This is a genomic window from Anaerococcus sp. (genome assembly GCF_030825785.1).
Lineage (GTDB): Bacteria > Bacillota > Clostridia > Tissierellales > Peptoniphilaceae > Anaerococcus.
This window is the reverse complement of record NZ_JAPJPG010000056.1, coordinates 1-7720: the sequence shown is the minus strand read 5'-3', so window position 1 is coordinate 7720 and position 7720 is coordinate 1. Positions and strand designations below refer to the sequence as shown.

Below are 7720 nucleotides of genomic sequence, written 5' to 3'. Positions count from 1 at the left end.
ATATAATCTTATTTCATAGACCATAAATATTTTTCTATATGAAACTTTCTATATCCTCTATTAAGTTTGTAATTTATCTAACGAAAAAGTAATAGATTAATCCCTTTTCTCTAATACTTAATATTTTCTTGACTATGATTTGCCAGACACTGTCTATTAAATTACATCTCATTAATCTAATTATAAAAATTAAACTGGGATTCATTACAAACCCCAGTTTAATGATTAGCGTAATCTTTTAATATAATTTTGCTCCAGCAGGGATTCTATTTGATAGGATGATTAGGTTTAGTTTTTCTTCGCCTTCTTCTTCGTGGATTGCTGATAGTAGCATTCCTTGGCTTTCTACTCCCATCATCTTTCTTGCAGGTAGGTTTACTATAGCAAGTAGGGTTCTTCCTACTAAATCTTCAGGATTATAGTAGGCCTTTATTCCTGATAGGATTGTTCTATCAACGCCGGTTCCATCATCTAGGGTAAATTGTAGGAGCTTCTTGCTCTTTGGCACTTCTACACAATCTTTAACCTTAACTGCCCTGAAGTCTGATTTGCTGAAGGTATCAAAGTCTACATCTTCGTAGATATCTTCGATTTGTACTTTAGAAAAGTCGATTTCTACATCATCTTCGTCAATTGAATCTATTTTTTGTTTATCACTTTCTTCCTTTTCAAGTCCTATTGGCTTCATTGTTGGGAAGAGTAATACGTCTCTTATTGAGTGTTGGCCTGTTAGAATCATGATTAGTCTATCGATTCCTATTCCAAGTCCGCCTGTCGGAGGCATTCCTATTTCTAGGGCATTTACGAAGTCGTAGTCCATCATTTGTGCTTCGTCATCGCCTGCTTCTCTTTTAGCAACTTGATCAAGGAATCTTTGTTTTTGATCTAGGGCATCATTTAGCTCTGAGAAGGCGTTAGCTATTTCTGCACCGTTGATGAAGGCTTCGAATCTATATGTTAGGGAAGGATCATCGTTCTTTCTTTTTGCAAGTGGTGAAATTTCTACTGGATAGTCAACGATAAATGTTGGTTGAATTAGTTTATCTTCAACAAATTCATCGAAGAATTCTGCTATAATCTCGCCTCTTGTTTCCTTTACTTCTACTCCCTTTTCTTTAGCAATAGCGATTGCTTCTTCATCAGTTTTGATTTCATTAAAGTCTACACCAGAGTGCTCTTTAACTGCATCTATCATTGAGATTCTCTTCCAAGGCGCCTTTAGTTCAATCTCATGACCATCGAATTCTACAACTGTTGTTCCCTTTACCTTGTTTGCAACATGTTCTACCATATTTTCTGTGATTTCCATCATGTCTTCAAAATCTCCATAGGCTTGGTAAAGTTCCAGTGTTGTAAATTCAGGGTTGTGAGTTGCGTCCATTCCTTCATTTCTGAACATTCTTCCGATTTCATAGACTCTGTCAAATCCACCTACGATTAATCTCTTAAGGTAAAGCTCTGATGCAATTCTTAGGTACATACCTATATTTAGAGAATTATGATGAGTTGTAAATGGACGAGCTGTAGCTCCTCCTGCTATTGTGTTTAGGATTGGAGTTTCTACTTCTAGAAAGCCTTGGCCATCTAGGAATCTCCTGATTTCTGATATGATTTGGCTTCTTTGAACGAATACACTCTTTACTTCTGGGTTTACTATAAGATCTAGGTATCTTTGTCTGTATCTTAGGTCAGGATCCTTTAATCCGTGCCATTTTTCAGGAAGCATTTGAAGAGATTTAGTCATTAGCATTGGAGTTTCTGTCTCAATAGAGATCTCTCCTTGATTTGTCTTAAATACTTTTCCTTCTATACCTACGATATCACCTATATCGTATTTTTTAACTTGTTTGAACTCATCGCCAATAACATTTTTACGGTTTACTATCTGAATTTGACCTTCTGCATCTTGGATGTCCATGAAACTCATGTTTCCATGTCCACGTTTGGCCATAATTCTTCCAGCAATTCTTACTTTTTCGCCATCATATTTTTCAAAATTATCTTTGATAAGGCTTGAAGCAATTCTACCCCTAAAGTTTACAATCTTGTGAGGGTCTTTGCCTTCCTTTTTAAGATCTTCCAGCTTGTCTCTTTTAATTTGTAGCATTTCATTTAAATCTTTGTTATCAGCCATGTCTTCTCCTTTACTTAATATTTTTGATTACAAAATACATCTTTCCATTTGGTGTGCTTACTTCTACTCTTTCATCTACCTTTTTTCCGATAAGGGCAGCACCAACTGGCGATTCATTAGAAATAAATCCTTCAAGTGGATTTGATTCAGCAGTACCTACGATTTTATATTCCAAATCTTCGTCGAATTCTTCATCGTAAACTGTCACAGTATTTCCAACACCAACTTCATCAGAGTTTTCAACAACTTCGATTGTCTTGGCGTTTCTAATCATATCTTCAACCTTGGCAATCCTAGATTCAACTTCACCTTGCTCGTTTTTAGCCTCATCGTAGTCTGCGTTTTCTGAAAGGTCACCGAAGCTTCTTGCTACTTTGATTTTTTCAGCAATTTCTGGACGCTTTTTGGTCTTAAGATATTCTAGTTCATCTTCAAGTTTTTCTAAATATTCTTTACTTAATATTACTTCTTTATTTTCTGTCATAATTATCCTCTAAAAATTTCCTATATTCTTCTAGTAATTCAAATATTTCTTCACTAGTTTTTAATTTATTTACCCTATCCCTATAGCTTGCAGCTTGTGGTAGGCCTTTGATGTACCAACCGACATGCTTTCTCATTTGATTTATAACGAGTTTTTCAGGCTTGTACCTAAGAGATAGATCATATTGTCTTTTTATAGTATAAAGTATATCCTCATATCTTATGGGTCTAGTCTCTTTCCCTTGGATGTAATCTTTAATCTGTCTAAAAATAAAGGGATTACCCATAGCCCCTCTAGCTATCATTACTCCGTCTGCCTTGGTTACATCTAGTATATTTTTGTAATCTTTAACACTAAAGACATCACCGTTGGCTATAACAGGAATCGATAAGGTCTCTTTAAGTTTTCTAATAGCCACCCAATCAGCCTTGCCGGAATACTGTTGCTTACGAGTTCTACCATGAAGGATGACGTAATCTATACCGCTATCTTCCAAGGCCTTTCCGACATCTATATAGTTTATAGAATCATCATCAATACCCATTCTGATTTTAACATTGACAATCTTGTCTGTGGATTCTTTAAGGCATTTGCCTATCTCATAGACTTTCTTCACATCTCTCATTAAAGCTGAGCCTTGTCCGTTATTATATATCTTAGGAGCAGGACAGCCCATATTAAAGCTTATTTCCTTAAAGTCTTCCCTAGGATTTATCTTATCCTTGATAACTCTTTCGATAATATCACAGTCTTTTCCGAAAATCTGAATATTGCAGTTTTTCTCACTATCAGCTGTATACATTATCTCTTCTGTCGCCTTATTATTAAAATCAAGGGCGTTTACTGATACCATTTCGGTAAAGGTCTTATCACAGCCATTTTCTTCGCAGATTTGCCTAAAGGCTGAATCGGTAATTCCCGCCATGGGAGCAAGCATTATTTCATTAAAGATTTTTGTTTCTCTCATAGATTAGTCTCAATCCCTCAAGCATTAGATCAGGTTCTATAATTTCAATAAATTTACTAGATGCTGAGATTAGCTCAGAGAAACCTCCCGTAGCTACAACTGTTATATCGCTTTCGTCTATATCGTACTTATCTACCATTTCTTTCTCTAAGATTGAAATTATATTATCAATCATTCCTATATAGCCAAATATTATACCTGCATTGATCGATTCAGATGTATTCTTACCAATAGCAGATTCTGGCTCCATAAGCTCGATCTTAGGTAGTTTGGCAGTAGAACCAAAAAGTCCATCTTGGGCGATTCTTATACCTGGAGCAATTGAACCACCGAGATACTTTCTATCTTCCGTAATTACATCAAAAGTAATGGCTGTTCCCATATCTACAACTATAGTTGGTCCTCCATATTTGCTAAAGGCAGCTACAGCATCGACAATCCTGTCAGCTCCTACTTCTCTAGGATTCTCATATTCAATCGTAAGAAAGGTTGGCGTATCAGAATCTACTACTATAGCTTCCCTATCAAAGAGCTTCCTATTAGCAGACTGCCAGTTATACATAACGTCTGGTACAACACAACTCATTATAGTATCTTCGATGTCTTCTACTCTAATTTTCTTAATTGCTAGCATATTAAATAAAGTAGCAACCAATTCATCACTTGTCTTTTTGAGGTCGGTCGCCACTCTAAATCTAGATTTCAAATTTTCTTTCTCGTAAACACCTATAACCGTATTAGTGTTTCCGATATCTATTACTAATAACATAAAATCTCCAAATCACTTTCAAATTAACTCTTATATGATACGGTTATTTGGTGAAATTTCAAGCTTATTTGCCTAACTTATATTTTCTAATTAGCTTATTTATCTCTTCTATATCTTCTTTTCTAACCTTAGTTGATTCACGATTTTCGCCCTTACTATCTTTGACAACCATAACAAGGTCTCCATTGTCTGTATCAAAGCCCCATTTTCTAATTTCCTTGTAAGTTCTAAAGTTGGAATTAGCGAGGATACCATTTTCTGCAAGACTTAGCTTGGCCCTTGTTGATATCATAAATACAATTGCAAGAGCAATCATTACAAGAGCTGTTAGCATACTTTGTTTATTTCCTTGTTGGTATCCTGCGTAGAAATTTACCCCACCAGTTACAACTAATACCGAAAAAAGAATCATCTCAAAGCTAGATGAAGGTCTCTTAAATGTTGATATTCCTCCTTCAAGCTTTTTCTTATCTTTCATTTGTTTATATATTCTGTATAGGAAAAATATTACTATTGCCCCATACATAATTATAATCATCGAATCTAAATTCCTCATTTTTCCTCCTCAAAAACAAAATAGGCCCAAAGACCTATTTAGCATCTTCTATATTTTCATAAAATGATCTTTTGACAACGCCAATATATGGTAGGTTCCTATACATTTGATCGAAGTCTAGACCAAAGCCTACAACAAACTCATTTGGTATCTTAAATCCTGTCCAGTCAGGCTTAATTTCTACTTCTCTTCTTTCAGGTTTATCTAGTAAGGTTACAATTCTTACGTCTTTTGCTTCTCTATTTATTAGATTTTCCTTGGTCTTCTTTAAGGTATAGCCTGTATCTATTATATCTTCGACTATTAGAACTTCCTTGTCTTTGATATCAATATCAAGGTCCTTTAGGATTTTGACATTTCCACTTGAATAGGTATTTTCTGCATAAGAAGAAACTACCATAAAGTCCATCTGAAGGTCGATATTTAAACTTTTGGCAAGTTCCGCCATAAACATTACCGAACCCTTGAGAATTCCTACGAGAATTAAAGTATCTTTATTCTCGTAATGACTGTTGATGGTCTTCGCTAATTGTTCTATCTTTAGCTTCAAACTTTCCTCATCAATCAATACTCTTTCAATTATGTCACTGTAGTCAGTCTTCATCATATACCTCTATCTTTATAATATTTTTTGTAGAAGGATCTATCTTGTAATCCTCCGAGCTTCTAAAAGATGTCACCCATATTATATCATTTTCTGATAAAATAAGGGGGATTTTTTCTCTTTTTTCCTTATCTACCTTCATATCAATAAAAAAGTCTTTGATCTTTTTCCTATGACCCAAGCCAATCGGCTTAAACTTATCTCCGTTTTTCCTAAATCTTACACTTAGAGGAAAAGTTAATTTGTCCCTGTCGAAATATTCGATATTCTTCCCATGTTTTTTCTGAAAATCAGAGACAGAACTTATCTTGATTCTTTTTCCTCCAAAACTAAGTTCCTCACCTATATTAATAGTAAGTTCCCCAGTTTTCTTTTGTGAATCTTCCTTTCTTAAGCTCATCTTATAAAACTTATAGGACTTAAGAAAAATTAAGTCATCTTTTATAATAGATTTCCCATTAGCAAGGTCAACTAGACTTAAAAAATTATCGATATTTTCCTTGGATATATCTCTAACTTCCTGCTTTATTTCTCCTATGGCCCTTCTTACAAGTCTTTTTTGTATGGCCTTATCATGACTTTCAAAAGCTTCTTTGTCAAAGCTTACAGAATCTGTTTTTCTTTGAATAATAATATCTTCATAAATGTTTTTTATATAGGAATCGCTAATAGAAATCTCATCAGTCGCAATCTCAGAAAGCTTGACTAGGCTTTCCTTAAAGTTTGGATTAATCTTTTCAATCTCTGGAATTATATCAAGTCTTAGCTTATTTCTCGTATAATCTGTCGTGAAATTTGTCTTATCAATTGCATAGGGTATTTGTTCGCTGTTCAAATAATCTAAGATCTTAGCCTTTTTAATGTCTAGGATGGGCCTTATTATATCCCCATTCCTATAATCCATAGACCTAAGACCTTCCACCCCAGTTCCTCGAATAATCCTCATAAGGACAGTCTCTGCCTGATCGTCTAGATTGTGGGCGACGGCAATTTTTGATTTAGGATATTTCTTCTGGATTTCTCTAAAAAAATCATACCTCAGCCTTCTTCCAGCATCTTCAGAAGATATGCCATATTTCTTGGCGTACTCATCCATACTCGCTGCTTTCTTCCTAAAGTCTAAGGCAAATTTCTTTGCAGTCTCCTCGACTAGGCTCTCATCAAAATCCGCTTCCCTCCTATGGAGATGGTTTAGGTGGGCAAGGATAATTGTAAAATCCATTTCCTTTCTAAGCTCCATCAAAGCATAGATTAAAAACTGACTGTCGGGACCTCCGCTTGCGCCGACTATGATATAGTCACCTTCTTCTATAAGCTTATTTGCTCTTATAGTTTCTCTAACTTTATTTATTATTGTCATCTTCATAGACCACTTCGGATTTCTTAACCATATCTAGTCTATCTCTTGCAATCTTTTCCTTAAATTCGTCAGTATTTCTATTGTCGTAATCTTCCTTCAAGGACTTGATGGTAATTTGCAAGTCTTCTTTTTTCTTATTCAAAGATTCGATATCCTTATTTACCTTGGCGTATTCTTTTTCAATAGCCTTATTGTATAGGCTAAAAGATCCCGCCGATAGAGCAAGGATTGATAGGATAGTCAATAGAAATCTTTTGTTTTTCTTTCTTCTTTGCTTAAGATACGAATTCTTCTTACTCATCGATAACCTCATACATAGAAAAAGCATCGTTCTTCTTGGCTCCGTCAATCAAGTTTAGGACCCTAAATTTTAGATTGCTCTTGCCAAAGGCGACTTCTACTATGTCTCCTTCTTCTACGAGGCTTCCTGGCTTGGCTTCTTTTTCATTTATTTTAACCCTGCCGTTTTCACAAGCCTCTTTAGCAACTTGTCTTCTTTTAATAACTCTAGCATTTTTCAAAAATTTATCTATTCTCATACCCCTATTTTACTTTTTTTGTAAGTTATGGCAAAGGCATAGAAAAAGCCAGAAGATTAATCTCCTGGCTTAAAAGTCAATTCTTATTTATCTTTTCTTCCAAAAAGGTTATCTAAGAATCCACCCTCTTCTTTTTCTTCTTCAACTACTTGTTCATTATTTTCTCTTTCAACTGTATCAGTATTTGTTTTTTCAACTGTATCTGTATTTAAACCATCATTTACATCTCTAACATCACCAGTTTTATTTACGTGAAGTTCTTCTTTTCTTACTTGTTCAGATACTCTTTGAGTTTCTTCAACCTTAT

10 protein-coding genes are annotated in these 7720 nt (G+C 34.8%); all 10 read right to left on the bottom strand.

What is annotated here, in order from left to right:
- Positions 1-238: 238 nt before the first annotated feature.
- Entirely contained in the window at positions 239-2134 is a 1896-nt protein-coding gene (gene lysS / locus RCH56_RS06995) for a lysine--tRNA ligase (RefSeq protein WP_306484262.1), read from the bottom strand.
- 10 nt (positions 2135-2144) lie between these two features.
- Positions 2145-2618 (bottom strand): transcription elongation factor GreA, encoded by a 474-nt coding sequence (gene greA / locus RCH56_RS06990; RefSeq protein ID WP_306484261.1) that lies wholly within the window; start codon positions 2616-2618, stop codon positions 2145-2147.
- A complete protein-coding gene (gene dusB, locus RCH56_RS06985; protein WP_306484260.1) occupies positions 2605-3585 on the bottom strand; it encodes a tRNA dihydrouridine synthase DusB in 981 nt (326 codons plus the stop codon). Before dusB ends, greA begins: the two co-directional genes overlap by 14 nt.
- Positions 3563-4354: a type III pantothenate kinase gene (locus RCH56_RS06980; protein WP_306484259.1), complete on the bottom strand. Its 792-nt coding sequence runs from the start codon at positions 4352-4354 to the stop codon at positions 3563-3565. The genes dusB and RCH56_RS06980 overlap by 23 nt, the downstream gene beginning before the upstream one ends.
- Before the next feature lie 64 nt (positions 4355-4418).
- Positions 4419-4910 carry a DUF986 family protein gene (locus RCH56_RS06975; protein ID WP_306484258.1) on the bottom strand — a complete coding sequence of 164 codons (492 nt, stop codon included), beginning with the start codon at positions 4908-4910 and terminating at the stop codon, positions 4419-4421.
- Positions 4911-4944: 34 nt separating this feature from the next.
- On the bottom strand, positions 4945-5514 hold the full coding sequence (hpt, locus tag RCH56_RS06970) for a hypoxanthine phosphoribosyltransferase (RefSeq protein ID WP_306484257.1): 570 nt from the start codon (positions 5512-5514) through the stop codon (positions 4945-4947).
- A complete protein-coding gene (tilS, locus tag RCH56_RS06965) occupies positions 5504-6880 on the bottom strand; it encodes a tRNA lysidine(34) synthetase TilS (protein WP_306484256.1) in 1377 nt (458 codons plus the stop codon). The genes hpt and tilS overlap by 11 nt, the downstream gene beginning before the upstream one ends.
- Complete coding sequence (locus tag RCH56_RS06960) at positions 6858-7175, bottom strand: septum formation initiator family protein (protein WP_306484255.1); 318 nt, start codon at positions 7173-7175, stop codon at positions 6858-6860. Before RCH56_RS06960 ends, tilS begins: the two co-directional genes overlap by 23 nt.
- Complete coding sequence (locus tag RCH56_RS06955; RefSeq protein ID WP_015777572.1) at positions 7168-7413, bottom strand: RNA-binding S4 domain-containing protein; 246 nt, start codon at positions 7411-7413, stop codon at positions 7168-7170. Before RCH56_RS06955 ends, RCH56_RS06960 begins: the two co-directional genes overlap by 8 nt.
- A gap of 83 nt (positions 7414-7496) precedes the next feature.
- Positions 7497-7720, bottom strand: a 224-nt coding sequence (locus RCH56_RS06950; protein ID WP_306484254.1) for a hypothetical protein, incomplete at its 5' end; no start/stop codon positions are given.

What these genes read in the sequence shown, in the direction of transcription:
- RCH56_RS06980 (WP_306484259.1), bottom strand. Translation starts at nt 4,354, where the DNA reads ATGTTATTAGTAATAGATATCGGAAACACTAATACGGTTATAGGTGTT.
- RCH56_RS06955 (WP_015777572.1), bottom strand. Translation starts at nt 7,413, where the DNA reads ATGAGAATAGATAAATTTTTGAAAAATGCTAGAGTTATTAAAAGAAGA.
- greA (WP_306484261.1), bottom strand. Translation starts at nt 2,618, where the DNA reads ATGACAGAAAATAAAGAAGTAATATTAAGTAAAGAATATTTAGAAAAA.
- RCH56_RS06960 (WP_306484255.1), bottom strand. Translation starts at nt 7,175, where the DNA reads ATGAGTAAGAAGAATTCGTATCTTAAGCAAAGAAGAAAGAAAAACAAA.
- hpt (WP_306484257.1), bottom strand. Translation starts at nt 5,514, where the DNA reads ATGAAGACTGACTACAGTGACATAATTGAAAGAGTATTGATTGATGAG.
- dusB (WP_306484260.1), bottom strand. Translation starts at nt 3,585, where the DNA reads ATGAGAGAAACAAAAATCTTTAATGAAATAATGCTTGCTCCCATGGCG.
- RCH56_RS06975 (WP_306484258.1), bottom strand. Translation starts at nt 4,910, where the DNA reads ATGAGGAATTTAGATTCGATGATTATAATTATGTATGGGGCAATAGTA.
- tilS (WP_306484256.1), bottom strand. Translation starts at nt 6,880, where the DNA reads ATGAAGATGACAATAATAAATAAAGTTAGAGAAACTATAAGAGCAAAT.
- lysS (WP_306484262.1), bottom strand. Translation starts at nt 2,134, where the DNA reads ATGGCTGATAACAAAGATTTAAATGAAATGCTACAAATTAAAAGAGAC.